Raw genomic sequence first — 25764 nt, forward strand, 5'->3', positions numbered from 1 at the left:
AGACATCGCAATGCTCAGAGGTATATCATCTATATTTGAAGGGTTTTGCAGATCTCTTATCCTAAAAAATAGTGCTAGATCCTTTTCCCTTGTATTTTTTACCATAAAGTCTTTAAAAGGCTTAACGGAGTTTGTAAACGCCTCTTCATATCCTATCTGTTCGGCAAGATAAGGCTTAATGCCATTTTCATAGCCTTGTTTTGCAACCGGCTCCATTATAAAAAATGTAAGCACCATAGCAAGAGAGATAAGTATGGTTGAAGGTGGAACTTGCTGTGTTCCCATTGCTTGACGAAGAAATGAAAAGACAATAATAAGCCGCAAAAAGCTCGTCATCATAAATATCAAAGACGGAGCAAGAGTTAGCACCGTCAAGAATATCATGACATTTAAAGAATTTACAAGTTGTTGCGGGCTACTTGGAGCACTTAGACTTAAATTTATAGTAGGCACGACAGGATCGGCACCAAAACCTACGCAGAAAAATACAAGTAAAACGAATAACGCTCTCACGCTCTATTGTCCCGCATCAAGTATGCTTTTTTTAGTTCTTTCTTTCTCTTTTTTATCAAGCGAAACGAAATGAATTTCCACCCTATTGTTTTTGGCGCGACCTTGCTCGCTATCATTACTAGCAAACGGATTATAAGAAGCCCTTGCTGAGGCTATTAACTTTTTAGCATCAACTCCGTTATTTATAAGCTCTTGCGCAACCGTTATAGCTCTAGCAGAAGAAAGCTGCCAGTTGTCTTTATAGATAGAGTCGATATCTGGCTTTTGATCATCCGTATGTCCTATGATATTTGTATTTACCTCACTAGGAAGTTTAGCTATAACCATTGAAATTCGCTTTAAAAACAGCCTTGCATCGTCATTTTCTATCTGTGCTTTACCTTTTGAGAAGAGCAAACTAGCAGGAAGTCTTAGTATAAACCCATCCTCAGCCTCTTCCACACTTACTTCAGGTGATCCGCTGGCGGTTAAAAGCTGGTTTATCGCGCTAGCTGTTTTCATGATCTCGTTTTCTGATTTTAACTTTGCCCTGGTTTCTCTAGTGCTAGTTTCTAAACTCATCTCTTGCTCTTTTTGCACTTGCGGACGAGAACCACCTTCAAGCACGCTAAGCGCACCGGCCAATGAGCCTATGGCATTTTCAAATTTTTTCGCATCCATTGTTGCCATAGAAAGAAGCAAAACGAAAAAACACAGCAGTAGCGACATGAGATCACCAAAGGTTGCAAGCCAATCGGGCATACATTTAGGACAGTCGCTAGGTTTTATTAACTTTGCCATTTTTTACTCAAACTGACTTTTTCTATCTTTTGGAGGCAAGAATGCTAGCAGTTTTGCCTCAAGCGTCCTTGGGTTGTCTCCCGACTGTATCGCCATGATACCCTCTAAAACCATCTGTTTTTCAAGTGTCTCATCCGCATCACGTATAGACAAGATATTGGCAACCGGCGCTCCAATGATGTTTCCTATCATCGCTCCATAAAGAGTTGTTAAGAGAGCAACCGCCATTGATGGACCGATCGCCGAAGGATCTGACATATTTAAAAGCATCGCAACAAGTCCGATTAGCGTTCCTATCATACCCATAGATCCCGAAAATCCACCGACTTGATCAAAAATTTTGATATTTGCGCTATGTCTTGACGAGGACTGATCGATGTCTATCTCCAAAAGTGCGCGTATAGTATCAGGCTCTGTGCCGTCAACCGCCATTGAAAGTCCTTTTTTCATAAAAAGATTTGTTTCGTTATTTACATCGGTTTCAAGCGCTAAGATACCGTCACGTCTAGCCTTAGTAGAGTAATCAACAAGTTTTTTTATAGTTTCGCTAAGATTTATCTGTTGAGGCTTTACGGCTATACCGTAAAATTTGCCGACACTTTTAAGTGTTTCCATTTTAAAGCCGACCATCATTACACCGATGGTTCCGCCAAAAACAATCATAATAGACGGTATATCTATGTAAGGCCCTATCCCTACGCCTATTGCCATAGCTCCAAAAAGTAAAACAAGAGTTAAAACCCAACCGACAACGGTTCCTAAATCCATAGTCTTCTCGCTTAAAAAAATTAATAAACTTCATATTTTACTTAAATTTCATTGAAGTTATATTAAATTCAAAATTTTATTTGTCTTTTTTTGATACAATCGCGTTTAAATTTTAAATCACCAAGGCTTAAAATGAATAATATTTCGATAATTATACTTGCCGCAGGGCTTGGAACAAGAATGAAATCAACAACTCCTAAAGTTATGTTTAAACTAAGCGGAGTTAGCATGATAAGACATGTTTTAAAACAAGCTTATGAGATAACAAATGATGTTCACGTCGTGCTTTATCACCAAAAAGAACTTATACAAGAGCATATTTTATCAGAATTTAAAGACACGCAAATTCACATTCAAGATCTTGCAAATTTCCCAGGCACTGCAGGTGCTTTAAAGGGCATAAAATTTAAGGGCGAAAAAGTTTTAATCACATGCGGAGATATGCCTTTAGTTAGCGCACAAGAGCTAAAAAGCCTTTGCGATAAAGATGCGGATATAACGATGTCAAGCTTTGTTTGCAAAGATCCATTCGGCTATGGCCGTGTGATAGAAAAAGACAGCAAAGTAACAGGCATAGTAGAACAAAAAGATGCAAGCGAAGAAGAGCGTAAAATAAACCGCGTAAATGCCGGTTGCTACTGCTTTAAACGCGAAGTCTTAGAAGAAATTTTACCTCTTATCAATAACCAAAACTCGCAAAAAGAGTATTATCTAACTGACGCTATAAAAATTGCAAATCAAAAAAATCTAAGCTGTGTAGCTGTTGATGTTTGCGAGCAAAATTTCATGGGCATAAATGATAAATTTCAACTAAGCATAGCTGAGAATATCATGCAAGATAACATCAAAAAAGAGTGGATGAAATTTGGCATAAATATGCGCTTACCACAAACTATATTTATAGACGCAAGAGCTGTTTTTAAAGGCGAATGCGTTGTTGAAGAAAACGTAAGCATACTTGGCGAATGCTTGATAGAAGAAAGTATTATAAAAAGCTCAAGCGTGATAGAAGAAAGCATTATAAAAAGCTCAGACATCGGACCTTTGGCTCACATACGGCCAAAAAGCAAGATATCAGGCACTCATATCGGAAATTTTGTCGAGGTAAAAAAGGGCGTATTAAACGGTGTTAAAGCCGGACATTTAAGTTACTTGGGAGACTGCGAGATAGATAGCGGAACAAATATCGGATGTGGAACTATAACTTGCAACTATGACGGCAAGGCAAAGCATAAAACCGTGATCGGCAAAAACGTCTTTATAGGATCCGACTCGCAACTAGTAGCCCCTGTAAACATAGGCGATGATGTCTTGATAGCAGCAGGAAGCACCGTAACTTCGGACGTGCCAAGCGGTGCATTAGCGATAAGTCGTGGCAAGCAGATCAACAAAGAGGGCTTTTTCTATAAATTTTTTGGTAAAAAAGATGCTTAAGGGTAAAAAAATTTTATTGGCAGTTTGCGGTAGCATTTCATTTTATAAATCATACGAAATTCTCTCGCGCCTTAGAAAATTAGGCGCGGATGTTAGAGTAATGTTAAGCGATGGGGCGCTTGAATTTTGTAATGAGAGTGGATTTGAAGCACTTTGTGATCATAAAATTTTAAGCTCTCGAACACAGGATTGGCAGGAGGGTTTAAGCCACATAAACTACGCAAAAACCGACCTTATCTTGATTGCTCCATGCTCGGTAAACACCATAAATAAGCTAGCAAGTGGGGTTTGCGATAACGTCTTTATGCAAACTTTAATCGCCTCAAAAGCCCCGCTTTTGATAGCCCCTGCCGCAAATCACAACATGCTAGAGCATTTTTCTACATGTAAAAATTTAGAATTTTTAGCCCAAAACGGCGCACAAATCATCGAGCCGGTCGTTAAAACTCTAGCTTGCGGAGATGTCGGCAAGGGCGGCTTGGCAGACATTGAAACGATACTTTATCATGTCAAACGATCATTTTGTAAGCAAATTTTTAAAGAAAAAAAAGTTCTCATCACAGGTGGCGCAACCACTGAAAAGATAGACGAAGTAAGGGCTATTACAAATTTTTCAAGCGGCAAAATGGCAAAAGCCTTAGCGGATGCGTTTTTTTATGCAGGTGCGGATGTAAACTTGCTTACTAGTGTTAAAACACAAGACGTGCCTTATAAAGTAAGAAATTTCACAAGCTCAAACGAGCTTTTAGGACTTTTAAAAGATGAGTGCAAAGACACCAACCTACTCATAATGTGTGCTGCGATTAGCGACTACATAAGCGAGGAAAAATTTGACGGCAAGCTTAAAAAAAGCAAACTTGGAAAAAATTGGTCGCTAAAATTAACCGAAAATATCGATATATTAAACGAATTAAAAGACTTTAAATGTCGCAAAATCGGCTTTAAACTAGAAACCGATGTAAGCAGTGCGGTAGATAGCGCCAAAAAAATGCTAGAACAAAAAGGACTTGATGCAGTTTGCCTAAACGTCTTAAGGGAAGAAAATAAATTTGGTAGCGACCAAAACGAAATCAGCTTTATAACAAAAAATGAAACCATAAATTTACAACTTGCTTCAAAAGAAACTATAGCGACAAAAATAGTAAATTTATCAAATGAATTAAGATAAATGATAAGTAAAATAGGCAAAATTCAAAAGATAGCTAACGCGCAAAATGTAGCGCCTATCGCGTTAAACACATCGCTTCCTATTAGCCTAAAAGTATCTGAAAAGATCGGCTTTAATAGATATATATTGAAATTTGCAAATAGAAATTTAAATACAAAAAGTGCTAAACAACTTGATATCGGCGCTAATTACTGGGCTGAGATAGAGAGCAACAACGAAAATATACTTATAAAAAATATGTTTAAAAAGCCTGAAATTTTAAATTTTGGCATACTGCCGCAAGGTCTTAATCTAATCGAACGCGTTATAAAAGAAAATGACTTGGCGTGGTTTTACGAGCATATTTGCGACTCGCTGATGAATGCAAAAGATAAAGAGTCTTTTAAAATTTATACCGATATGTTTTTAGCCTTGCAAGAAAAGATAGTCCATATACCATTTTTATACAATGAAATTTATGGGATTTTTCAATTTAAAAAAGGACAAAAAGAGAGCGCATTTTATCTTGCTTTTTCAAATTTTGCGCCGATTTTATTTAGACTTGATGAAAAAGGTATTGTGTCGATAAGCACGCCGTTTAAAAAAGTAGCAAATTTACTAAACTATGAATTTAGCTGCAAGATAGAAACCTGCCAAATTTCACCGCTGTGGGATAAAAGCGGTAAGATAATAGACATAAAAGGATGATTTTGAACAACTTAAACCACCTAGCTATCATCATGGACGGCAATGGACGCTGGGCTAAAAAGAGAAATTTCTTACGTCAAAAAGGTCATGAAGTCGGAGCAAATGTTGTTGAACAAATTTGCGAATTTTGCACCGACCAAGATATAAAAATCCTAAGCCTTTATGCTTTTAGTACAGAAAACTGGAAACGACCAAAGCGTGAGGTCGAATTTTTAATGGATCTGCTTAAAAAATTTCTAATATCAAAACGAGAAAATTTTATAAAAAACGGTATAAAATTTACAACCATAGGTGATATCAGCGTCTTTAGTAACGAGCTAAAAGACGAGATAAATTTACTTAAAAGCCTAACGCATGACAATACGAAACTAAAACTCAACCTAGCCATAAACTACGGTGCAAAAGATGAAATTTTACGCGCTTTTAAGCGTGTTAGTGAGCTAAAACTTGAACTAAACGAGCAAAATTTACAAAACTACCTTGATGAGAGCGAGTGTATCGACTTGCTTGTAAGAACGGGTGGAGAGCAAAGACTTTCAAATTTCATGCTCTGGCAAGCAAGCTACGCAGAACTTGCCTTTAGCGATACTTTGTGGCCTGACTTCACAAAAGATGAGCTAGCAAAGATAGTTGAGAATTTCAAATACAAAAATAGACGTTTTGGCGGGCTTTGATGTTTGAAATTTACGCTATAGTATTTGCTGTTTTTGGGCTTTGCATGGGATCATTTGCAAATGTTTTGATATATCGTTTGCCACGACAAAAAAGTATAAATTTCCCATCATCTTCTTGCCCAAAATGCGATCACAAGCTAAAGTTTTATCATAACATACCTGTTTTTTCATGGTTTTTTTTACGTGCCAAATGCGCCTTTTGCAACTCAAAGATAAGCCCTATCTATCCGCTGGTAGAAATTTGTTCATGCGTGCTCATGCTTGTTAGTTTTTTTGGAGAATGCGTTGATTTTATAGACGCACAAAGCTTATTTAGAGCCTTTGCTTTAGGTGTTTGCCTTATACTGCTTTTAGCACTTAGTTTGATTGATCTTGAGTTTAAGGCAGTTCCCGACTCTTTACTTTTTAGCGCACTAGGATTTGCCCTACTTTTTGCAGCAAGTGAAGTTTTTTACGAATTTGACTTTAGCTTGATTGTAAATTCGATATGCTTAGCTATAGTTTTTTGGCTTCTTAGATTTATTTTAAGTGCAGCCATGAAAAGAGAAACCATGGGAAGTGCCGATATATTTATCGCCGCTATCATAGGTGCGATCTTGCCGTTAAATTTGGCATTACTAGCCATTTATACGGCTGCGGTTTTAACACTACCGGCTTATTTGATAATTAGAAAAAAAGACTACGAGCTTGCCTTTGTACCATTTTTAAGCATTGGGCTTGTTTTGGTTTATATCTTTAAAGAAGAATACATAAATTTTATAGGTTTTTTATATGAATAGAGTAAATAAATATCTTTTACACAACTTTCTTGGCACATTTGCCTCGTTATTTTCAACGCTGTTTCTTATCATGTCCATTGTCTTTTTTATACAAATAGCGCGCGTAACGTCATATATCGAGATAACATTTGGCGAGTTGATCAAGCTTTATCTTTTCATGCTACCCAAGGTTCTTTTGTTTGTCGTGCCGATAGCATTTTTCGTATCTCTTGCCATGACTTTATTTCGCCTTTCAAAAGAAAACGAAAGTATCGTTATCTTTACCCTTGGAAGTTCGCCAAACTCGATAGCTAAATTTTTCTTATCCTTTGCAGCTTTACTAAGCGGTGCTTTAATGCTTTTGGCACTCGTGATGATACCCATCGCCGCAGAGCTAAACTCAAATTTTGTTGATTATAAAAAAACGGTAGCCAAACTAAATTTAAAACCAAATCAATTTGGGCAAAAATTCTCCGAATGGATGGTATACATCGGTACTCAAGACAGCGATGAAAACGGCACTATATACAAAGATATAGTTATGTATAACCCAAAAGTTCAAGACTCTGAGCGCATAATCATCGCTGATAATGCCAAATTCTCAAACACGCAATCAGGCGTAGAGCTGTCGTTAAATAACGGTAAAATTTATGATATGAGAGATAGTCTTTACAATCAAAGCAACTTTAAATACATGAAAATACGCACCACTCAAAGCGAAAGTACAAGCAAAGTTGGCAACATAAAAGAGTACTGGCTTGAAGCAAAGACAAATAATAAACGCAAAAAAGATCTATGCACTTATGTCCTAGTTGCACTCTTTCCGCTTGCAACCACACTTTTTGCCATTAGTTTTGGTATAGTTACGTATAGATATGAAAAGGGCGCGGTTTATCTTGGCTCATTTGGCGTATTGTTTGGGTATTTTGCACTTATCATGCTACTTGCATCACGCCCGATAACTGCAATACCTGTGGTGTTTTTAAGCTTTATGCTTAGCGGAATTTTACTTTATCAAACCAAAATCGCACGAAGATACTAATGAAAATTTGGCTTATCTTTTCTTACGACGGTTCTAAATTTCAAGGCTCACAGACACAACCACATAAAAATGGAGTAGAAGACGCTCTTGCTAGAGCCTTGGCTCATGTTGGAATTTTTAACAAAATCACCTCTAGTTCTCGCACCGACAAGGGTGTTCATGCAAATAATCAAAGCGCTTGTGTGGAATGCGGCGAACATTTTAAAGACTTAAACCGCCTAAAAGATCTAATCAACCGTCACGCCCACCCACACATACATATAAAACATATCATGCGCGCAAACGAAGAATTTCATCCAAGATACGATGCAAAAGCTCGGCTCTATCGCTATATCATCAGTCATGAAGACTTTAGTGTTTTTAGAAGCGATTATGAGGTTTTTTTACCAGAATTTGATATAAAAATAGCCAATAAGTTGCTTAAAAATTTTATAGGAGAGCACGACTTTAGCATGTTTATGAAAACAGGGAGTGATACAAAAAGTCCGGTTCGCACTATAACTAAGGCATTTTGCTATAGACATAAAAACAAAAGCGTGATAGTTTTTAAAGCAAACGGCTTTTTACGAGGGCAGGTACGCTTAATGGTTGCAACCGTTTTAAAGGGTTTAAAATTTAATAACGCCGGCAAGCTTATATGCGCCCAGCTACAAAATAAAGCCCCGTTTACTCGCATCCCTGCGCCGGCACAAGGGCTTTATTTGCATAGAGTTTTTTACTAGGCTATATTTTTTACTTCAAGCTCACTATTTATCAAGCTCTCATCATCATTAAACTCAAAACTAACGTCATTTGCACCAAAGCTCTTTGCGATAGCCTCAAGAGTGTCGCGTGCTGATTTATGAATTTTACCTTGAAGTTGCGTGATAAGCCTTACACTCATCTTCTCAACCTCTCCTCTAGCCTCTTCGATAAGACGGTTTTTATCCTCTTCTCTAAAGCTACTTCCAAAAAAACCATTTAACGAATCAGGCAACAAAAACGGTATAAATTTACCGTTTTTTTCATCATAAAATTTCATATTTGCGATTGAGAATTTATATCTACAAGGTGGCATTTTTACTTTATAGTTTGAGTTTGAAATTTGAACTATCTCAAGCTTTGGACTTGTTAGGTCGTATATGAAGTTTATCTCAAATTCAAATATCATCGAAAGCTTTTTCTCACTAACAAGCCACCTTAAATACTCTTTGCCAAAATTCCCAAACGCATGATCTGTTTTTGTTACGATCTCTTTGCTATAAACCTGAAAAACAGACAACTCACCGATACTTTTTATCTGCTCGATATCCGTCACAACAGAGATTTCACTGTTTTTCTTTTGAAATTTCCTAAGCTCTCTGCTTAGCCTATAGACTGCAAAAATCAAAAACGCAGACAGTATCACAAGTATCAAATTTAGATATTCACCCATTTTAATTCCTTGTATTTTTGGCAAATTTTAGCGTATTATTATAAACCTTAGAAAATTTGCTTAAAATCAAACCCGGAATCCCTCAAACTCTTAGCCACCACCTCTTGATGATCTTTGCCTTTTGTTTCAAGTGTTATAATGATACTTGCATCGCCGTATTCAAGCTCTGTAGAAAAGCGGTCGTAGTCGATCTTAACTATGTTTGCATTTGCGGTTTTAAGCGCATCAGTTAGCATTAAAAGTGCCCCCGGTTTATCTATAAGTGTTACTTGTATTATCATTTTACGAGCTGATTTGATAAGGCCCTTTTCAATGATAATAGATAGCATTTGCACGTCGATGTTTCCACCACTTAACACGATACCGATTTTAGCGTCTTTTTTATGTTTTATCTTACCGTGCATTAGTGCTGCTACACCTGCTGCTCCAGCGCCTTCAACTACGATCTTTTGTCTTTCAAGCAAGAACAAAATCGCCGTTGCGATCTCTTCATCATCAACTTGCACAAATTCATCCACACATTCAAGGATATTTGTAAGAGTTATCTCGCTCGCATCTCTTACCGCGATACCATCGGCTATGGTTCTTACTGATTTTGAGTTTATACTTTTTTTAGCATTAAAGCTTTGCCACATCGCAGGAGCGCCTTTTGCACCTACACAAACTACTTTTATATTTGGATTTACTTGTTTTACACAGCTTGCAACACCGCTAGCAAGTCCGCCACCACCAACAGGTATCACAACCATATCAAGATCGCTCATCTCATCAAGCATCTCAAGTGCCACCGTACCTTGTCCTGCCATAACATACTCATCGTCAAACGGGTGTATGAAAGTCATACCCTGCTCTTTTGCATATGTGACAGCAAATTCATAGGCTTCGTCGAAGTTATTTCCTTTTAAAATAACCTCAGCGCCAAGATCTTTTGTGCCTCCGACTTTTAGAAGAGGGGTTGATTCAGGCATAATAATAACCGCACGAACGTCAAATTCACGTGCGCTTATGGCTACGCCCTGAGCATGGTTGCCTGCACTTGCAGCAACGACACCTTTTTTGCGCTCGTTTTCGCTTAAATTTGCGATTTTATTATAAGCGCCACGAATTTTATAAGCACCTGTTCGTTGCAAATTTTCTTCTTTTAAGTAAATTTTAGCACCCGAAACATCACTTAGTCTTTGTGAGAACGCAAACGGAGTTTTGTTTACAAAGTGTCCGATTGTGATTTTTGCTTGGATTATTTTATTTAAAGATACCATTTTCTAGCCTTTCTAATTCTATTTTTATACATTTGTTCTGGATAAATTTTATACCATTCGCATATGCTCTAGCTTTGGCGTTTTCGTTGGTTATGCCAAGTTGAAGCCAGAGAGTTTTTACTCCTTTTCTTATAACCTCATCTATTAAAATATCCGCGTATTCGCCTTTTCTAAACATAACAATAATGTCTATGTTTTCGTTTATATCGCTTAAATTTCTATATACCTTTTGTCCTAAAATTTTATCTTCTTTTGGATATATAGGAAAAATTTTAAAACCTTTTTTTATAAGAAATTTAGCAACCATATTACTTGCCTTACTCTCGTCGGGGCTTAAGCCAACTACCGCGATATTTTGTATGTTATGTAAAATTTCATCCATTTTTCTTCCTTAACAAAACTCCGCACTCCACATGATGAGTGTGCGCAAACTGATCAAAAACAGCAAATTTTACGACTTCGTGAGTTTGTGAAATTTGTATTAAATTTTCATACAAACTATCCGGATTGCAAGATATATATATGATATTTTCATAATTTTTAATAAAATTTATAACACTTGGCTCAAGTCCTGCGCGAGGCGGATCGACAAGTATATGAGAGAAGTCATACTCGTGTAAATTTATATCTTTTAAGCGATTAAATTCGCGCTCGTTTTTAAAGGCACTTATAAGCTCATCGGCTGAAAGTCTTAGAAATTTTATGTTTTTAGTATCATTTATATCACAGTTTTTAAGAGCATAAAATATCGAGCTTTTGCTGATTTCTGTGGCTAAAACGTTTTTAAAATTCTCACTAAGAGGGATGGTAAAATTTCCATGTCCGCAGTAAAGTTCAAGCAGATCTTTCCCGCCTTTTGCTAAATTTATTTTAGCCCAAGTGATCATTTTTTCATTTACAGCCTTGTTTGGCTGGATAAAAGCATTTTCACTAAGATGAAATTTGTAAATCCTACCGTCTATCTTAAGCTCGTCTATTAAATTTAACTCATGGCTTAAAATTTTTTGCCCTCTTGATCTAGCGATGATGGTTATATCTAACTTATTTGCCAAATTTACTATATGTTCCAAAAAAGTGGCTTCAAGCTTTTTGTGATATAGCAAAGTTGCCAATACTCCGCTGCTACATGAGATAAACTCAACACCAAACAGACGGTGCTTTAACTTAGCGTCGCTCTCAAGTTCATTAAGCAATATCGGCATCAAAGAGACGATCTGCTCGCAAACCTTTGGACATTCGCGCACAAAAATTCTCTCGCCTTTATTTTTTGAGTGCATCGTGTAGTAAATTTTATCCGCTTCATGCCATATACCAAACTCGGCCCTTATGCGGTAGTTTTTCTCATTTGAGGCAAAAAATTCAAACTCTTTATCGTAAAATTCGCTAAATTTAGAGCTGATAGCATTTAGCTTGAAAGCCTTTTGCTCTTCATAACTTCCCTCAAGAGTGCAACTACCGCACTCTTTAAAATGACAACACTGCAACTAGATTTCCACCTTTTTACCAACAAACCTAACAAGAGCCCAAGTAGCTAAAAATCCAAGCGGAAGAACAACCCAAATGCTTGCTCCAAGCGCCGTAGGTAGATATCCGACAAATATAGCAACAGCACCCACACTTAGCGCATAGATGATCTGAGTGCTTACGTGATCTATGTGATTACAACCTGCCCCCATAGAAGAAAGTATGGTTGTATCTGATATCGGTGAACAGTGATCGCCAAAGATAGCGCCCGTAAGAACGGCTGAGATATTAACTATCATATAAGCATGCAACGCATCGCCATCAAGTCCGTAGTTTAGACCAACTGCATTTGCTAGCGGTATAGCAAGAGGCATTAAAATGCCCATCGTGCCGTAGCTAGTTCCCGTAGAAAACGATATAAAAGAACCAAGTATAAATATAGCCACAGGTAAAATAAATTTAGGCGTAGTTTGACTTAGCATATCAACTAAATACCTAGATGTACCAAGCTCCTTAATAACAGAACTAAGGCTCCATGCAAGAAGCAAAATCACGATGGTGATTATCATAGTTTTCCAACCTTTTACCCAAACACCTATCGCCTCTTTTACATCAAAAATTTTACGCCAAACACCCATAGTAATAGCAACTATACTAGCAAAAAGTGCCGACTGAAACAGTGCCACTGAAGCATCGGCGGCTCCAAATGTCTCTCTAAATGTCATAAATGAAAAAGGACTTGCCAAAGCTGCTTCAAGAGCTTCACCTTCAAGTGATTTTAATCCACTAAAATAAAAACTTATAAACGCACCTATAATAAGCACAAGCAAAGGCACAACGGCATTTGAAACCTGAAGTTTTACACCATCTTTTGGCTCAAGAGTTTTATCCTCTATATCTTGTATCGTGGTTTTACCAGAGTGTAGCTCCCCGCGCCTTGCTCTTTGTTCGGCAAGTAGCATAGGACCATACTCGCGTTGCATAACTGCGGTGCATACTATAAAAAATAGCATGAATAAATTATAAAAACGATAAGGGATGGTCTCTATAAAAACGCCGTAAGAGTTGATATTTTCAACACCAACCAAGCCATAACCGTCTTTAATAAGTGAAATTTCAAGTCCAACCCAAGTTGAGATTATGGCGATACCTGCGATAGGAGCTGCGGTAGCATCTATGATAAATGCCAACTTCTCACGGCTTAATTTAAATTTATCGGTTATAGGGCGCATGATGGGACCAACGATTAGGGCGTTAGCATAATCATCAAAAAATACAAAAATTCCCATTAACCAAGTTGAAATTTGAGCAGAAACTCCGGTCTTTGCCTTCTTACTAAGCCAAAGCGCAACAGCTTTAGTGCCGCCCATTTTTGTTATAAGAGCAACAACACCGCCTATACAAAGAACTTGAAGCATAATGCCTGCATTCCAACTGTCAGCCATCGAGCCTACAACACGCTCGACTATACCAGTAAAGCCCTTGATAAACGACATAAAAACATTTTCATTTATGATGTTAATCAAAAACGTTCCACTAAAAACACCTATAAAAAGCGACAAAATAACATCTTTTGTTATAAACGCAAGAGCTATCGCAACAACGGGAGGTATCAACGTCCAGATGCCAAAAATTTTAGCATTTGTCGCAGAATCGGCAAATGCTATGATCGGCAAAAAGGCCGTCAAAATAAAAAATGAAATTTTACTCATTCAACTTTTCCTTTATTAAAATTTATCTTTTTCTATATGTAGTCCCGCCCATGTCTGTGCTGTAGCCATTGCTTCTACGATGTTGATATTAACGTGTTTTGGCATATTTAGACAGTTTAATAGAATTTGAGCTATATCCTGCGGTTTTATGGCTGCAACGCCTTCGTATACTTTATTTGCTCTTTCTACGTCGCCCTTAAATCTAACCTCACTAAATTCAGTCTTACAAAGTCCGGGAGCGATCTCTGTCACTCTTATCCCAAGCCCTCTAAGGTCATTTCTCATGTTGCGACTAAATTGCTTTACAAATGCCTTACTTGCACCATAAACATGGCTTCCCGGATACGGCCAAGCACCAGCTGTAGAACCAATATTAAAGACATAACCGCTTTTTCGAGCTTTCATTATCGGCAAAATCGCTTTTGTAGAGTATAGAAGTCCTTTGATGTTTGTATCTACCATCGTTTCAAGATCCTCTACGTCAGCCTCTACGATACCGTCAAGACCTAGAGCAAGACCTGCGTTGTTTACAAGTACTTCTATGTCTTGAAATTCTTTTGGTAAATTTTTAACACCTTCAAATATCGCCTCTTTATCTCTTACGTCAGCTACTATTATATGGGTATTTCCAAGCTCGCTTGCAAGTTTTTCCAGTCTATCTTTACGTCTTGCTAAAGCTATGATCTTATATCCTTCGCGCGATAAAGTGCGAGCTATCTCCTCGCCAAATCCCGAAGTTGCACCGGTAATAAAAGCTGTTGCATTCATGTCTATCTCCTTATTTTATTTTTGGTTCTAATTTTAAGTCTTGCAGAAATTTTATGTTTTGCTCATTTGCGTTTATGATCGCATAGTCCATTGCGTTAAAACCAAGCTCGTCAACCGCGTAAATATCTGCTCCGTGTTTTATTAAAAGCTCTAAAATTTCGACATTCGCATGTGAAGCTGCGTGCATAAAAACGGACCTTAAAGTATGCTCAAGCGCACACGTGTTATTATAAAAATTTTCATCGCCTAAATTTAAAATCGCATTTTTGGTATTTTGATCTATATAAAAGTCATTTGCATTTGCACCGTTTTCAAGCAGAAATTTTGTTAAAGCCACATCCCCAAACTGCACCGCGTAAAAAAGCACACTCTTGCCAAATATATTTTTGTGATTGACATCAGCACCGTTTTTTAACAGAAATTCTACATTTTTTAAATTTTTAAGAGCATAAAAAAGTGCAGTTTCATCGCCGAAATTTATATCTGCTCCGCGTTTTAAAATTTGCTCTAAAACAGAAATTTCACGCTCATACAAAAGCGCGGTATTTAACATATTAGAAAGCTCAAAAGCGCTGAAACTTTTGGAGTAAAGCATAGATGAAATTTGCTCATAGCCTACTGTTTTATCGATGATCATCTTTTGCTCTGGAGTGATATCAAATTTAACCTTATGCTCGCTACCTACCGCAAAAGTCAAAAAGGCATTTACAACACTAGTCGCATAATACGCCGCACTACCAAAGTCTTGACCTCTTTGTTCGTAGTATTTTACAAGCGGGGTTTGAGCCTCATTATATAGCTTTAAAAATTCTCTTCGTTTTAAAAAGTTATAAAGTGACTGAGTGCCCCAATATCGAAAATACACCATTTGAGCGTCTTTTTGTTCTTCAGACTCATTTGGAGTTTTAAGGCTTTTGGCATAAATTTCAGGAGCAAAGCTAGCCTCAAGCAAAAGCCATTTGAATTTATTTAAATTTTCTTCGTATACGCTATCGCCGACGCAGCTTCTATTTTCGCCACGAATTTTTTTAGCAACCTCAAAAAGAGCGTTTACGTGCTCTAAATTTAAGAGCGAGCCATCGCAATAAAATATTGCATCGTTGATAAGAGAATACTTTTGAGGCTTGGTTTTAAAAAATTCTTTTGGATTTTTAAGCTCTTCGCAACCAAATTCCAAAGCATAAAGAAGAATCGGAGCAAACACCAATAAAAACAACAAAAATAATCTTTTCACCAATCCTCCTAAATTTATTTATTTTAACAAATTTAAACGATAATATCGCTTATTTATCAAATTTTTACATACCTTTGCAACAATTTTAATGCAGATAAAAGTCTTTGATCTCATTAAAATTTAGATACCTATAAATTTCACTCTCTTTTCCAACTATCTTTTTGGCGATCATTTGCTTATACTCATCAACACTAGGCAAACGACCAAGTATCGCACAAACTGCCGCCAGTTCAGCACTTCCTAGATAAACTTTAGCGCCCATACCCATGCGATTATCAAAATTCCTTGTAGAAGTCGAAAAGACAACGGCATTATCTTCAACTCTTGCTTGGTTGCCCATACACAAGGAGCATCCAGGAACCTCAACGCGGGCATTTACTCCCTTAAATACATCATAACAGCCCTCGCTTTCAAGCTGTGCTTTGTCCATTTTTGTAGGAGGAACAACCCATAAACGCGTAGGTATAGACTTTTCGTCTTTTAGAATTTTCGCCAAAGCTCTATAGTGTCCGATATTTGTCATACAGCTTCCGACAAAGACTTCGTTTATCTCTTTTGCCCTATTTTGATCGGCTAAAATTTCAGATAAAGTCGCAACATCATCAGGGTCGTTAGGACATGCTAAGATCGGCTCAGAGATGTCATCTAAATTTATTTCGATTATTTCTGCATACTGCGCGTCTTTATCGGCTTTTAAAAGAGTTGGGTTTTTAAGCCATTCGAGCATTTTATCACGTCTTCTTTCAAGGGTTTGGCGGTTCTCGTATCCAGCTTTTATCATAGCATCGATAAGTGCGACATTTGAACGAAGATATTCGATAACCGGCTCGTTATTAAGCGCTACTACACAAGCTGCTGCAGAGCGCTCTGCAGAGGCGTCGCTAAGCTCAAAAGCTTGCTCGACTTTTAGATTTTCAAGTCCTTCGATTTCAAGAATTTTACCGGCAAATATGTTCTTTTTATTTTTCTTCTCAACACTTAAAAGACCGCGCTTTATGGCATAGTAAGGTATGGCATTTACTAAGTCTCTAAGCGTGATACCCTCTTTTAGCTTACCGCTAAAACGCACCAAAACGCTTTGAGGCATATTTAAAGGCATAACGCCAAGAACCGCTGCAAATGCAACAAGTCCGCTTCCTGCTGGGAAACTTATGCCGATAGGAAAACGAGTATGGCTGTCCCCGCCCGTGCCTAAAGTATCCGGTAAAACCATGCGGTTTAACCAAGAGTGTATAACTCCATCCCCGGGCTTTAAGCTAACACCGCCTCTTGAGTTCATGAAATTTGGCAATGTTGCGTGTAAAATTTCATCACTAGGCTTTGGATAAGCGGCCGTATGGCAAAAGCTTTGAAGCACAAAATCTGCACTAAAGCCCAAGCTTGCAAGCTCTTTTATCTCATCTCTAGTCATCGGTCCTGTCGTATCTTGGCTACCCACCGTTAATGTTACAGGCTCGACATAAGTATTTGGCCTAACGCCTTTAACGCCGCATGCACGTCCGACTATCTTTTGAGCCAAGCTATATCCATAAGAGTTGTCATCTTTTGGCTGATCCGGTTTTGTAAAGATATTTTCTGGTGCTAAATTTAAAGCATTTCTGGCTTTGACACAAAGTGCGCGAGCGATAATAAGCGGTATACGACCTCCTGCGCGAATTTCATCGATTAGAGTATTTGGCGACAGGTTAAATTTAGCGACAACTTCGCCGTTTTTTACTATCTCACCTTTGCAAGGATAAATTTCTATCTCATCTCCCGTCTCAAGTGCGCTAACATCCGCTATGATCGGTAGAGCTCCGCTATCTTGTGCGGTGTTGAAAAATATCGGAGCTATGCTAGTTCCGATAACTACACCGCCTGTTTTTTTGTTTGGCACGCCGTCTATATCGCGCCCCAAATGCCACTGGATAGAATTTATACCACTTTTTCTACTTGATCCGGTTCCTACGACATCGCCTACATAAACAACTTCGCGACCGCTACTTTTAAGCTCAGATATTTTTTCTAAACTTCCGGGTTGTCTTTTAACAAGCATCGCATTTGCATGAAGAGGTATATCAGAGCGCGTAAATGCCTCACTTGCAGGGCTTAAGTCATCAGTATTTGTCTCGCCGGCAACTTTAAAAACAACCGCTTTTATGCACTCACTAAGACTTTCTCGCTTTAAAAACCACTCTGCCTTCGCCCATGAGTTTAAAATTTCAAGGGCAAATTTATTTGTTTTACTAAGGTCTAAAATTTCGTTAAAGTATTCATTTACAAAAATGCTATTTTTTAGAGCATCTCTTGCCGCTTTTGCCACATTTTCATCGCTATTTTTAAGAGCTAAAATAAGCTTTGCAACATTATATCCACCAAGCATTTTGGATAAAATTTCAATAGCTTTTATTTTATCTATGCCGCAAATTTCAAGTCCACTATTAACTATCTCGCCCAAAAATTCAGCCTTAACTTTTGCCGCGTCGTCAACGCCTGGGTTTACGCGATTAGATAAAAGTTCTATAAATTCTTTTGCTTCATTTTCGTTTTTTGTGTTGCGTAAGATTTCACAAACTTGCGCTGTTTGATCTTGATTTAGCGCCAAAGGAGGCACGCCTAGCTTTGCACGTTCGTCGATGTGTTTTTTGTATTGTATTAAAAAATCCATATCAAAGCCTTTTTAAATTTTTGCTTTATATTTTATCTAAAATATATTGGAATTCCACAAAAATAGGCTAAAATGGTATAAAATTTTATCAAAAAGGTTTCGTTTTGGATAAAGCATATTTCTCTTCTTTGATCGGAATTTTAGAAATTTTAGGTGATAAAAACGGTATTAGCGAGATAAATTTTGTAGATAAATTTATAAAAACAGACGTAAAAGAGCCGAATTTAAAACTATGCTTAGATGAGTTAGAGGAGTATTTTAGCGGTAAACTTAAAAATTTTAGCGTAAGACTAAACATACAAGCAACTCCTTTTCAAAAAAGCGTGTATAAAGCCTTGCTAAACATACCTTACGGCACGACCGCAACTTACTCTGACGTTGCTAAAATGATACACAACCAAAAAGCTCAAAGAGCCGTGGGGAGTGCAAATGCTAAAAACAAAATCCCGATCATCATTCCCTGTCACCGCGTAGTGGGGGCCAACAGTCTTGGCGGATACAGTGGAGCGGGCGGATTAAAAACAAAAGAAATTTTACTAAATTTAGAAAAGGGCAACTTATCATAAACCCAGCCCCTAAATTTGAGGCTGGGAAATTTACTTAATTTTAAGCAAATTTAGGCTCGCTAAATGCCGTTAATTTTGGCGCTTCGCCTTTAAATTTCTCGATATTAACAAGAGCTGTTTGAGAGATATTGCCGTTAGATAGTTTTGATGTTGCTTTATCTATCGTTAAGACGTTTGAGTTTCCGTTTTTGCAAAGTCCCGCATCAAAGCCGTCATACCAAGCACCTTGAGCTAGCCTTACAACTCCCGGTATTACGTTATCGGTTATAACAGCCCCAGCCAAGACCTCTCCTCTTGAGTTAAACACTCTTACCAAATCACCGTTTTTAATGCCTTTAGCCTTAGCATCTTTGGTATTTATCCATATAGGCTCTCTACCTGCTACCGCATAGGTATCGCGAAGTGAGGTTTGGTTGAGCTGTGAGTGCAAACGATATGGAGAGTGAACTGAGAGCATATGAAGTTGTGCCGGCTTATCGCTCATACCAAGCCATTCAACAGGCTCATACCACATAGGGTGTGCAGCGCAATCGTCATACCCCATTTTTTCGATGGTCTCTGAGTAGATTTCTATCAATCCAGACGGAGTTCCTAGTGGGTTTAGTATAGGGTCTTGTCTAAATTCAGCATGTCTTACCCATGCTTCGCTTTCAGGAGTTGAATAAAATTTAACAGGCTTGTTCTCTTTCCAAAATTCATCAAAAGGCTTCATCTCAGACGCAAGCTCAGGTATGGCTAAAATTTTATCATACGCATCGTTGTAAAAGCTTTTTATCCAGTCAAATTCATCCTTGCCGTTATCTGTGTATGCCATAACTAAATTTTTAGCATATGCTTTACATAGATCAGTAAAAATTTGATAATCATCTTTTGCTTCGGCGTATTTTTCAACGACTTGTTTCATAGGAGCGATATGATCGTTAGAATAATCACCCGTCATAGTCATATCGTTTCTTTCGTATTGAGTGGTTATAGGAAAAACGATATCAGCCATCTTCGCACTTGGCGTCCAATACGGATCATGCACGACTATCGTGCGCGGTTTTTGCCAAGCTTTTATTAAGACATTTGTATCTTGATGATGCACGATTGGGTTTCCGCCAACCCAGTAAATAAAGTCTATATCAGGGTAAGTCACCTTTCTTCCATCATGATCTATGACTTTTCCAGGATTTAACAAGACATCGACTATCCTTGCTATCGGGAAAGTGTATTTTTTAGCCTCAACAGCCCAGTCTATCTCGCCTTTTATCAAAGGTGTTGAGCCCGGTATAAATTTACCATTTGCATCTATAACGCCGTTTGCAGTTCCGATAAATTCACCGTTTTTATCTATCCTGCCTATATCGCCTCTATTTATGCCGCCTATTACCGCACCTTTGCAAGTTGGATTGCCACCGTTTGCGTAATGATAACTTAGTCCAAATCCACCACCCTCTAGTCCGATCTGTCCTATCATAGAAGCAAGAGTTACTAGCATCCAGTGGGCTTGTTCACCGTGATCTGCTCTTTGTATAGCCCAACCGCTCATTATCATAGATCTATTATCAATCAAGACATCAGCTAGTTCTTTCATGACGTCTTCTTTTATACCGCAAATTTTACTAGCCCATTCAAGAGTTTTTGGTGTGCCATCTGTTTTACCTAGTAGATACGGTAAAAATTTATCAAAACCAACTGTATATGTGTCTATAAAATCTTTATTAAATTTACCGCTCGTATATAGATAATGCGCCATGCCAAGCATCATCGCAACATCGGTATTTGGGCGTGGAGCTATCCATTTTGATTTATCAAAATACTGAGCCGTTTCGCTTTTTATAGGGTCTATCACGATGACTTTTATATCAGCTCTTTTTTTAAGATCTTCAAGGTATTTAAAGCCTTGCTCGTCAGAGCTACTAAAGCCTACGCTTAGAGTAGTTATCGGATTTGCCCCCCAAAATACCACAACTTTTGAGTTATCCAAAACTACCGGCCAGCTTGTTTGTTGTTCATAAACTTCTATACTACCCATCACGTGCGGCATTATAACCTGGCTTGCTCCGGTAGAATAGTCTCCCGTATAACCTACATAACCGCCACTTAAGTTCATAAATCTATGCAGCAAAGTTCTACTGTTGTGGATATTTCCACTGCTCTTCCAGCCATAGCTTCCCGCAAATACGCTTTGAATTCCCTTAGCTTTTCTTGTCTTTTTTAGCTCCCTAGCTACAAGCTTTATCGCGTCTTCATATCTTACTCGTATCCATTCGTCCTTGCCTCTAAGCTCTGGTTTTGGCGAGTCCGGATTTTCTAGGTAGCTTTTACGCACCATTGGGTATTTAATACGAGAGTTATAGATAAGGTCATGCGTGAAAGTTTGAAGATGGTTTTTTACATCGCTTGTCTTTTGATATGGTGTTGATCCAACTGCCTTGCCGTCTTTTACGCCTACTTTTAACATGCCCCATTTTGCAGCGGTAAAGATCTCGCCGTTTTTAACAAGCTCTTTTCCCATATCGTCAGCCATTAAGTTTATAGCGGTAACATTTGAAAGTAACGGCGTCATAGCTCCTAGTTTTAAAAAATTTCGTCTTTGCATGGTGTTTTCTCCTAACACATTTATTAAATTTTAAGACAACGTATCGTGCATGAAAATTTGTATTTTAAACATACAAAACATGCATGAAACAACTACTACTTAATCTTAACATCCGATGAATGTTTTTGCAGATACTGCACTATAAGCCACTCATCATCTTTTTCAACTGTCGTTCTACTAAGCATTGATTTAAATAAATTCGGCCATTGATTTGCCTTATAATGCGTGGTCTCATGTAGTCCATGACAAATTCCGCATGAGTCTGCATAAGTCTGCTTGGCACGGGCAAACATCGTATCAACTTCATTATAAAAATCACCATCAATAGTATAAGCTTCTACTTCCACTTTATCCCATTTGCCATTTTGTCCTTTTTTGACAAGCTTTGAGTCAAATTTTGCCGTTTTGGCAAACGCTATAGCGATAACTCGCTCAGAATCGCTAAAATAAACGACATTTGGTGCGACAGGATTTATGTAACCTTGCATTTTTATCTTCACGCGACCGTTTTGTTTTGATAAAATTTCAACACCGTTAGTCGGAAGTAACCTTCCTACGGAAGCGTTAGAGGTCGCATCCGTAAAGACAGGCTTAACCTTGTCGCTATACATCTCGTTTGCGCCAAAGAGCAAACAGGAAAACATAGATAATAAAAATAACTTTTTCATCCATCTCCTTTCAAAGAATTTGATATATTGTATAAAAATAATTATTAAAAATTGTTTTTTATGAAAATTTTATTTTACATTTACTATTTTAATTGAAGTTATAAATTTAAGTGGAGATAAGCCTTGCAAATACACTGGCATGAAATTTGCAAAGCTTAAATAAAATTTGAAAGAATCTTAGAAGTCCATTGCACTAATGAATTTAGCTATACGTTCATCAGTGCTATTAAAAAACTCATCAGCCACACCATCAAATGCTACCAATCCATGATCTAAAAAAAGTATCCTATCGGCTATCTTGCGAGCAAAATTCATGTTATGAGTTACTATTATCAAAGAACGCCCCTCTTTTGAAAGCTCTCCGATAGTTTTTAAAACCTGTGCCTCAAGCTCTGGATCAAGCGCCGATGTAGGCTCATCAAGCAATAAAAATGCAGGTTGCATAGCAAGTGCTCTAGCTATAGCTACGCGCTGAGATTGCCCTCCGGAAAGTCTGTTAGGATAAGCCTCTGTCTTATCTTTTAGTCCAACCTTATCCAGTAGCTCGTATGCGGTTTTAACCGCTTTGTCGCGTGGAATTTTTAATACCTGCGTAGGACCTTCGATAACATTTTCAAGCACGGTTAAATGCGGAAAAAGGTTAAAACTTTGAAAGACCATTCCTGTATGTGAGCGGAAAGGTTGGTATTGGCTTGGTTTATGCGGTGCACTAAAATTTATACTAAAATCACCAAGGCAAAGCTCGCCCGAATTTGGGATCTCTAGCAAATTTATACAGCGAAGTAAGGTTGATTTACCGCTACCTGAGCTTCCTAATATTACCGTTGTTTGATTGTCGTAAATTTCAAGATTTATGCCTTTTAATACAACATTTTCGCCAAATTTTTTGATTAGATTTGTAAATTTTATCATACCATACTACTTAAATATATTTTGAAAATTTACACTCAAGCTTGGCTTGAAAAAATGTTAAAAACGTGCAAACCATAAGATAAAAAAGAGCAGCCAAAACATAAAGCGTAAGCGGATCAAACGAGCGTGCTGCGATACGTTGTGCGGTCATAAACATATCAACCATCGTGATAGAAGCCACCAAAGATGTATCTTTTAGCGTTGATATAAAGATATTTGAAAGTGGCGGTAACGAGATGCGCACGGCTTGCGGAGCGATAATACGACGTAAAATTTGAGTATAGCTCATTCCAAGTGCTGTAGCTGCTTCCCACTGCCCTCTTGGAACAGAGATAATAGAAGCTCTAACCGCCTCAGAAGCATATGCACCGATATTTAAACTAAACGCGATAATAGCCGCACTCCATACATCAAGCGCTATACCTATGATAGGCAAACCAAAATAAACAATAAAAAGCTGGACCAGTAAAGGCGTGCCTCTAAATATCCATATATAAATTTCGCTAATTTGTTTAAAAAATTTAACATTTGCTATGCGGGCAATAGCCGTAAGCACTGCCACAACTAGCCCCAGAGTAAACGAAACTATCGTAAGCGGAATAGTAACCTTAAATAACGCCTCACTCATCGGTACTACCGAGGTTACTACTAGTTCGTATACTCTATTAAACTCTTCGCCCATTTTCCACCTTAATGCTACTCGCTAACATCTTCACCAAAATACCTAATAGAAATTTCTTTCAAAACTCCTTTTTTGCGTAGTGATTTTAATGCCTCATCCATCTGATTTAAAAGCTCTGTGTTGTCTTTTTTGACAATAGCTGCCGTATATATCGGTTCAGAACTATTTGCTATGATTTTAAGTGGGGCTTTTGGACGTTGCTTCATGTAATCAAAATATGTAACATTATCATTTATGGTAGCGTCCGCACGCTTAGTAATTACAAGCTCTACACCTTTGCTAAAACCATCTACCGTAACGATCTGAGCGCCATATCTGCTAGCCATTTTCGCCCAGTTACTTGTAGCTGAGTGAGCAGACTTTTTACCTTTTAGATCATCAAAGCCTTTGATCTCTTCATTATCAGCACGCACTACAAGAGCGGCATAAGCTACCGTATAAGGCTCGGTATAGTCGTATTTTCTCTTACGCTCATCCGTTATACTCACCTGGTTTAACACCGTATCGGCCTTACCTGCATCAAATGCCGCAAGTATGGCATCCCATGGTGCAGTTACAAAATTTATCTTAAGTCCGAGTTCATCCGCTATAGCGCGAGCTATATCAACATCATACCCGACTAGTTTATGTTTTTCATTATAATAAGAAAATGGCGAGTAAGTCCCCTCTGTCGCAACAGTCAAAGTGCCATCTTTTAAGGTCTTAGCATTTGCAAATACACATAAAAGCATACTTGTAACTAAAATTTTAAATACAATTTTCATTAATTCTCCGATTATTTTACTATATCTCTTTATAACCCGTGATATCAAGCCCAAAACCGCTTATACCAACAAAATCTTTTTTATTATAGCTTAAGACTTCTATCTTTTTTACACCAAAATGTTTTAAAATTTGAGCGCCTATGCCAAAGTCCTTTGAGTTTGAATCATTCGTCTTACTTGATAAGAACATCAAAAGACCGCCATTTGCTTTTAAAAATTCTATCGCACTTATAAGCTCATCAAATTTAGCAGAGCTAATAAAGTCAAAGTCGGCGATTGATTTTACAAATTTTACATTTGTATTTTGAGCTATTTCACCAAAGGCATAAACGGCATGCTTTTCGTTTTCATGATCGATTATGTCATATCTAACAACATTTTTTTGAGCGATTTGACACTGGATAGGCTCGCTCACTTTTATAAGACTTTCGCTGTGTAAGCGATACTGAACAAGGTCGGAAACCGATAGCATATTTATCTTAAATTTCTCACAAAATTCTTCCAGATCATCTCTTCTTGCCATCATGCCGTCTTCTTTTACTATCTCACATATCGCAGCCATCGGTGAAAGTCCTGCAAGACGACAAAGGTCAACTGAGCCCTCGGTATGTCCTGTGCGCACTAATACACCGCCATTTTTTGCTATCAATGGAAATATATGTCCCGGACGAACAAAATCATCAGGCTTTGAATCAGCATCAGCAGCCAGTCTTATGCTCATGTCGCGTTCATACGCACTAACGCCCGTTGTCGCATCTTTGGCATCTATAGTGATGGTAAATGCCGTTTCATGGCTTGAGGTATTTTTAGCAACCATCAAAGGCAGATCAAGACGCTTAGCGTTTGCCTCATCCATGGCAAGACAAAGCACGCCTTTTGCATGGGTGATGGCAAAATTTACCTTTTGCATATCGCTCTTATCAGCAGCGAAGATAAGATCGCCTTCGTTTTCACGATCCTCATCATCAACCATGACGATCATTTTACCGTTTTTAAGGTCTTCGATAGCTTGTTTTACTTTATCAAAACTCATTTTTATCCTTTAAAATTTTTTAGCGTTAATTGTAACGCAAAATCACAAAAACAAAGTTTAATTATCCCGAATTTTAGTAGCTATATAGCTTATCTAGCAAGAGTGTAAAACACAAACCAACGTGGACTATGCTTTAAAATTTATAAATTTAATTTTACTAAAATGATAAATTTTAAAAATAGCTATTCTGCAAAAATTGAATTAAATAGAAGATAAAAATAGTGCAAATTATT

25 protein-coding genes are annotated in these 25764 nt (G+C 37.8%); 8 read left to right on the forward strand and 17 right to left on the reverse strand.

The features are described 5' to 3' along the window. From CCAL9328_RS09660 to CCAL9328_RS09670, 3 genes are all read right to left on the reverse strand, one after another. Nucleotides 1-513, reverse strand: a 513-nt coding sequence (locus CCAL9328_RS09660; protein ID WP_170000533.1) for a flagellar biosynthetic protein FliP, incomplete at its 3' end; no start/stop codon positions are given. A gap of 3 nt (nt 514-516) precedes the next feature. Beyond that, nucleotides 517-1293 carry a flagellar motor protein MotB gene (locus CCAL9328_RS09665; protein WP_169938686.1) on the reverse strand — a complete coding sequence of 259 codons (777 nt, stop codon included), beginning with the start codon at nt 1291-1293 and terminating at the stop codon, nt 517-519. A gap of 3 nt (nt 1294-1296) precedes the next feature. Continuing rightward, complete coding sequence (locus CCAL9328_RS09670) at nt 1297-2061, reverse strand: motility protein A (RefSeq protein ID WP_169972534.1); 765 nt, start codon at nt 2059-2061, stop codon at nt 1297-1299. A 132-nt stretch (nt 2062-2193) separates the two neighbouring features. Here CCAL9328_RS09670 and glmU point away from each other — a divergent pair, with 132 nt between their 5' ends. Genes glmU through truA form a run of 7 tightly spaced genes read left to right on the forward strand, consistent with a single transcriptional unit; the run spans nt 2194 to nt 8546 of the window. Beyond that, entirely contained in the window at nt 2194-3495 is a 1302-nt protein-coding gene (gene glmU / locus CCAL9328_RS09675; RefSeq protein WP_169972533.1) for a bifunctional UDP-N-acetylglucosamine diphosphorylase/glucosamine-1-phosphate N-acetyltransferase GlmU, read from the forward strand. After that, nucleotides 3488-4663, forward strand: a complete 1176-nt coding sequence (gene coaBC / locus CCAL9328_RS09680; RefSeq protein WP_169972532.1) for a bifunctional phosphopantothenoylcysteine decarboxylase/phosphopantothenate--cysteine ligase CoaBC — start codon at nt 3488-3490, stop codon at nt 4661-4663. Before glmU ends, coaBC begins: the two co-directional genes overlap by 8 nt. Further along, nucleotides 4664-5350 carry a hypothetical protein gene (locus tag CCAL9328_RS09685; RefSeq protein WP_169938693.1) on the forward strand — a complete coding sequence of 229 codons (687 nt, stop codon included), beginning with the start codon at nt 4664-4666 and terminating at the stop codon, nt 5348-5350. A 2-nt stretch (nt 5351-5352) separates the two neighbouring features. Further along, nucleotides 5353-6024, forward strand: a complete 672-nt coding sequence (gene uppS / locus CCAL9328_RS09690; protein WP_169938695.1) for a polyprenyl diphosphate synthase — start codon at nt 5353-5355, stop codon at nt 6022-6024. Beyond that, the gene (locus CCAL9328_RS09695) at nt 6024-6803 is read left to right on the forward strand and encodes a prepilin peptidase (RefSeq protein ID WP_170000534.1); all 780 of its coding nucleotides are present in this window, start codon (nt 6024-6026) and stop codon (nt 6801-6803) included. The genes uppS and CCAL9328_RS09695 overlap by 1 nt, the downstream gene beginning before the upstream one ends. Next, nucleotides 6796-7824 carry an LptF/LptG family permease gene (locus tag CCAL9328_RS09700; protein WP_169972530.1) on the forward strand — a complete coding sequence of 343 codons (1029 nt, stop codon included), beginning with the start codon at nt 6796-6798 and terminating at the stop codon, nt 7822-7824. The genes CCAL9328_RS09695 and CCAL9328_RS09700 overlap by 8 nt, the downstream gene beginning before the upstream one ends. Further along, nucleotides 7824-8546 (forward strand): tRNA pseudouridine(38-40) synthase TruA, encoded by a 723-nt coding sequence (truA, locus tag CCAL9328_RS09705; RefSeq protein WP_170000535.1) that lies wholly within the window; start codon nt 7824-7826, stop codon nt 8544-8546. Before CCAL9328_RS09700 ends, truA begins: the two co-directional genes overlap by 1 nt. Here the strand turns inward: truA and CCAL9328_RS09710 are convergent. From CCAL9328_RS09710 to CCAL9328_RS09745, 8 genes are all read right to left on the reverse strand, one after another. Then, a complete protein-coding gene (locus CCAL9328_RS09710; protein WP_170000536.1) occupies nt 8543-9238 on the reverse strand; it encodes a DUF4230 domain-containing protein in 696 nt (231 codons plus the stop codon). The two genes, truA and CCAL9328_RS09710, sit on opposite strands and share 4 nt — an antisense overlap. Before the next feature lie 47 nt (nt 9239-9285). Continuing rightward, nucleotides 9286-10497, reverse strand: coding sequence for a threonine ammonia-lyase (ilvA, locus tag CCAL9328_RS09715; RefSeq protein WP_170000537.1), 1212 nt, complete (start codon nt 10495-10497; stop codon nt 9286-9288). Further along, entirely contained in the window at nt 10481-10879 is a 399-nt protein-coding gene (locus tag CCAL9328_RS09720) for a CoA-binding protein (protein ID WP_169938724.1), read from the reverse strand. The genes ilvA and CCAL9328_RS09720 overlap by 17 nt, the downstream gene beginning before the upstream one ends. Then, nucleotides 10872-11981 (reverse strand): tRNA (uridine(54)-C5)-methyltransferase TrmA, encoded by a 1110-nt coding sequence (gene trmA / locus CCAL9328_RS09725; protein WP_169938726.1) that lies wholly within the window; start codon nt 11979-11981, stop codon nt 10872-10874. The genes CCAL9328_RS09720 and trmA overlap by 8 nt, the downstream gene beginning before the upstream one ends. Then, nucleotides 11982-13673 (reverse strand): Na+/H+ antiporter NhaC family protein, encoded by a 1692-nt coding sequence (locus CCAL9328_RS09730; RefSeq protein WP_169972526.1) that lies wholly within the window; start codon nt 13671-13673, stop codon nt 11982-11984. Between the two features lie 15 nt (nt 13674-13688). Next, nucleotides 13689-14441 (reverse strand): SDR family NAD(P)-dependent oxidoreductase, encoded by a 753-nt coding sequence (locus CCAL9328_RS09735; RefSeq protein WP_169972525.1) that lies wholly within the window; start codon nt 14439-14441, stop codon nt 13689-13691. 10 nt (nt 14442-14451) lie between these two features. Continuing rightward, the gene (locus tag CCAL9328_RS09740; protein ID WP_169972524.1) at nt 14452-15675 is read right to left on the reverse strand and encodes an ankyrin repeat domain-containing protein; all 1224 of its coding nucleotides are present in this window, start codon (nt 15673-15675) and stop codon (nt 14452-14454) included. Between the two features lie 85 nt (nt 15676-15760). Continuing rightward, nucleotides 15761-18322, reverse strand: a complete 2562-nt coding sequence (locus tag CCAL9328_RS09745; protein ID WP_169972523.1) for a bifunctional aconitate hydratase 2/2-methylisocitrate dehydratase — start codon at nt 18320-18322, stop codon at nt 15761-15763. A 104-nt stretch (nt 18323-18426) separates the two neighbouring features. On the opposite strand from CCAL9328_RS09745, the gene CCAL9328_RS09750 reads away from it, so the two are divergent. Next, nucleotides 18427-18888, forward strand: coding sequence for a methylated-DNA--[protein]-cysteine S-methyltransferase (locus tag CCAL9328_RS09750; RefSeq protein ID WP_169972522.1), 462 nt, complete (start codon nt 18427-18429; stop codon nt 18886-18888). A 40-nt stretch (nt 18889-18928) separates the two neighbouring features. On the opposite strand, the gene CCAL9328_RS09755 is transcribed toward CCAL9328_RS09750, so the two are convergent. The 6 genes from CCAL9328_RS09755 to CCAL9328_RS09780 form a co-directional block, all read right to left on the reverse strand. Beyond that, nucleotides 18929-21472, reverse strand: a complete 2544-nt coding sequence (locus CCAL9328_RS09755) for a molybdopterin-dependent oxidoreductase (protein WP_169972521.1) — start codon at nt 21470-21472, stop codon at nt 18929-18931. A gap of 95 nt (nt 21473-21567) precedes the next feature. Continuing rightward, on the reverse strand, nt 21568-22140 hold the full coding sequence (locus CCAL9328_RS09760) for a cytochrome C (RefSeq protein ID WP_169972520.1): 573 nt from the start codon (nt 22138-22140) through the stop codon (nt 21568-21570). A 177-nt stretch (nt 22141-22317) separates the two neighbouring features. After that, the gene (locus CCAL9328_RS09765) at nt 22318-23052 is read right to left on the reverse strand and encodes an amino acid ABC transporter ATP-binding protein (RefSeq protein WP_170000538.1); all 735 of its coding nucleotides are present in this window, start codon (nt 23050-23052) and stop codon (nt 22318-22320) included. 10 nt (nt 23053-23062) lie between these two features. Further along, nucleotides 23063-23734 (reverse strand): amino acid ABC transporter permease, encoded by a 672-nt coding sequence (locus CCAL9328_RS09770; RefSeq protein ID WP_169938744.1) that lies wholly within the window; start codon nt 23732-23734, stop codon nt 23063-23065. 14 nt (nt 23735-23748) lie between these two features. Continuing rightward, nucleotides 23749-24498: an amino acid ABC transporter substrate-binding protein gene (locus CCAL9328_RS09775; RefSeq protein WP_169938746.1), complete on the reverse strand. Its 750-nt coding sequence runs from the start codon at nt 24496-24498 to the stop codon at nt 23749-23751. 19 nt (nt 24499-24517) lie between these two features. After that, a complete protein-coding gene (locus tag CCAL9328_RS09780) occupies nt 24518-25531 on the reverse strand; it encodes a bifunctional 3,4-dihydroxy-2-butanone 4-phosphate synthase/GTP cyclohydrolase II (protein ID WP_169972517.1) in 1014 nt (337 codons plus the stop codon). Nucleotides 25532-25764 lie beyond the last annotated feature (233 nt).

This window comes from Campylobacter sp. RM9328 (assembly GCF_012978615.1).